2 protein-coding genes are annotated in these 3,072 nt (G+C 73.1%); one reads left to right on the top strand and one right to left on the bottom strand.

Translation table 11 applies throughout. The features are described from left to right. Positions 1-108: 108 nt before the first annotated feature. Positions 109-513 carry a coenzyme B12-dependent isobutyryl CoA mutase small subunit gene (locus tag HCJ92_RS23130; protein WP_167935555.1) on the bottom strand — a complete coding sequence of 135 codons (405 nt, stop codon included), beginning with the start codon at positions 511-513 and terminating at the stop codon, positions 109-111. Positions 514-1,092: 579 nt separating this feature from the next. On the opposite strand from HCJ92_RS23130, the gene HCJ92_RS25230 reads away from it, so the two are divergent. Then, positions 1,093-3,015, top strand: a complete 1,923-nt coding sequence (locus tag HCJ92_RS25230; RefSeq protein WP_338054346.1) for a M23 family metallopeptidase — start codon at positions 1,093-1,095, stop codon at positions 3,013-3,015. Positions 3,016-3,072: the final 57 nt, after the last annotated feature.

Genomic DNA, 3,072 nt, shown 5'->3' with positions numbered 1-3,072 from the left:
GCGCCCACCCGTGGTGGCAGGGCCCGCCCCGGCCCGGGCCCCCGGCCCGCAGGCCCCCGGCGCCGACGTCCGGGCGGGCGGGCCGACCGGTGCGTAGGAGGTAATCCGTCAGGCGGCGCGGGCGTGGGCCCGGACCCAGGCGACGACGTCGCCGGTCGGCGCACCGGGCGTGAAGATCTCGGCCACGCCCTGCTGCTTGAGGGGTGCGATGTCGCCCTCGGGGATGATCCCGCCGCCGAAGACGGTGATGTCGGCCGCGTCGCGCTCCTTGAGAAGGGCGATCACCTTGGCGAACAGCGTGTTGTGGGCACCGGAGAGGATCGACAGGCCGATGGCGTCCGCGTCCTCCTGGATCGCGGTGTCCACGATCTGCTCCGGCGTCTGGTGAAGCCCGGTGTAGATGACCTCCATGCCCGCGTCCCGCAGCGCCCTGGCGATCACCTTGGCTCCGCGGTCATGACCGTCGAGTCCTGGTTTGGCGACGACCACACGAATCGGCCCCGACACATCCATCACTACCTCCCATGCCCCGGCCTCAGTGCCGAGTGAACGCGCGTTAGCAACAGCATGTCGCACGCCACGGCCTGAGCGATACGCGCAGAGGGAGAAATCACACGGTCGACCTTCGCGATGACATCCGGTAGCCGAGCCTCCCGGACGCGCGCCCCCCTGCGGACACCGCTCGACACGCCCGACCCCCGGGCCGCACACACGGTCGGGCATCGCGGGGCGCACTGATTCCAGCCTAGGGGCGGCACCCGGGACCAGGGGTACCGAACGAGGGGTGGGTCGGTCACGAAAGCCGCACAGTCGAAGGGGAGGTCAGCGGCTCGGACGACCCCCACCTGCACCCCGAATCCGCGCCGTTCCGGGCGATACTCCCCCACCGCGGCGACTCGAACGATCGAACGAGAATCGAATATACGGTGCAGCAGTCATGGGTGATCCCGGCAAAGTCGACCGAATGCCCGTTTCCTTCCGCGGCCGGGCAGCGGGAAGATTGTCGCCCGCGCACAGCGGCGGGTACAGTCGCCGCACTACAGCCGCCGGGGCCACGCCCCGCCTCTGTCGTCGAGCCGGAAGGCATGGTCGGTGAACGATCGTCACCTGTCGGGGCACCCGTACCCAACCGGCACAGCTGACGGCGGCGGCGACCCCGCATCGGGGTACTCCGCCGACTACTCCGCTTATACCCACACGTCCTACGGCCACGCCTACGCGGATCAGACGGGCTCCCCGCACCTCGGACACGGCGGCCAGGACACCCACGGGCAGCAGACGGGCTACGCCGAGCAGGGCCTGACGGGCCCGAACCCGTACGCCGCCGACCCTCTCGGGGTCGACCCACTCCTCGGTGGTGGCGACGGCCACGGCCCGGCCGGACCGTTCGGAGGCGGTGACCACGCCGGCAACGTCCCCCCGGTGCAGCACGGTTACGGACATGATCCCTACGGCCAGGCCGCCGCTTACGGCAACGGCCACTACGGGTCCGCAGCCTGGGACAGCACCCCCGCGCACGGCACACCGGCGGTCGACCCGACCTTCGGCACCGGCGGCCACGACGGCTACGACGGCTACGACGCCGCCGCGTACGGCGAGCAGCAGTGGGACGGCGGAGCCGCCACCGCGACCCTGACCGCCCCGGCGGAGCACGCCTCCATCACGGCGACGGACGCCACCGGTTGGGACACCGCCGACTGGGAGTCGTGGAACGCCAGGACCGAGGGCATCCCCTCGCAGTCCGACGGAGGCCGGCACGACGGCGTGCCCGGCGGGGTACAGCACGAGGGCTGGGCGGCCCAGGCCGACCACGTCGCCCCCGGCTTCCCCGGGGACGACTTCGGCCCGGACTCCCCCGCCGAGGGGTTCGGCCCGCCGCACGAGACCTACGGCGCGTACGGGGACGCGGCGTACGGCAACGCGCCCCAGCACGACACCCACGACCACGGCGTCCGCGACGGCGGCGGGTTCGGGCACGACGGCCTCCCGCACGGGGAGTTCGGCGGGTTCGGGGAGTTCGGCGGGTTCGGCCACGACGCCGGCCCTGACGGCCCTGACAGCTCGGAGCGTCCCGGCGGCGGTCACGGCGAACCGCCGACGCCGAGCGCCGAGGCGGCCGACGGCGAAGCGCCCGTCACCGGCGGCGACCCCTACGCGGAAGCGCTGGCGGCCTCGGCCGCCGCACGCGCCGGGGACCGCGACGTCGAGGGACCGCACCCCGGGAACCGCCGGGCGCGCCGTCGTCCCAAGCCGAAGCGTTCGGCGCTCCTGACGGTCGCCGCACCGTCCCTGTGCGTCCTGGGCGTCTCCGCCGTGGCCGCCTCTGCGATCACGACGCCCGACGGTTCCTCCCACTCGGAGGACGACCTGCCGCTGGCCGGAGCCGGTGACGACGCCGAGGTGGACGAGGCGACCCTCGCGGCGACCGAGGCCGCCGCCGCGGAGCGGTCCGCCGCCGCCAACGAACGACTCGACACCCAGCTGGAAGGGCTCACGGCCGCCGCCGACGACTACGCGGACCGCGCCAGCCGGACCCAGGGACGCATGGACCTGGAGCAGAAGAAGGCCGAGGAGCAGGCCGAGGCCGAGGCCGAGGCGGCCCGGCAGGAGGAGTTGCGGCCGAAGTTCTTCGTGCCGGTGGATCAGCGGGGCATGAGCGCCGTGTACGGCCAGTCCGGCATCAACTGGATGTCGATGCACACGGGTATCGACTTCCCCGTCAGCTACGGCACGCCCATCCGGGCGGCGACGGACGGCACGGTCCGCACGCTGGTCAACCCGTCCTACGGCAACCTGGCGATCGTCACCGCTGCCGACGGCACGGAGACCTGGTACGCGCACCTCAGCAGCCATGTGCACTACTCGGGCAGCGTCAAGGCAGGCACCGTGATCGCCTACTCCGGCAACTCCGGGAAGTCCACCGGCCCGCACCTCCACTTCGAGGTTCGCCCCGCCGGCGGCGCCGCGGTCGACCCGGCCGCCTGGCTGCGCAGCAAGGGCCTCTCCCCCAACTGACGGCCCCCGGTGGCCGACGACACCGACGACGAAGGGGGCGGGCCGCAGGTGCGGCCC

The sequence above is a fragment of the Streptomyces spiramenti genome (assembly GCF_012034385.1).
GTDB classification, from domain to species: Bacteria; Actinomycetota; Actinomycetes; order Streptomycetales; family Streptomycetaceae; genus Streptomyces; species Streptomyces spiramenti.
This window is presented reverse-complemented; position numbering and strand designations above follow the sequence as displayed.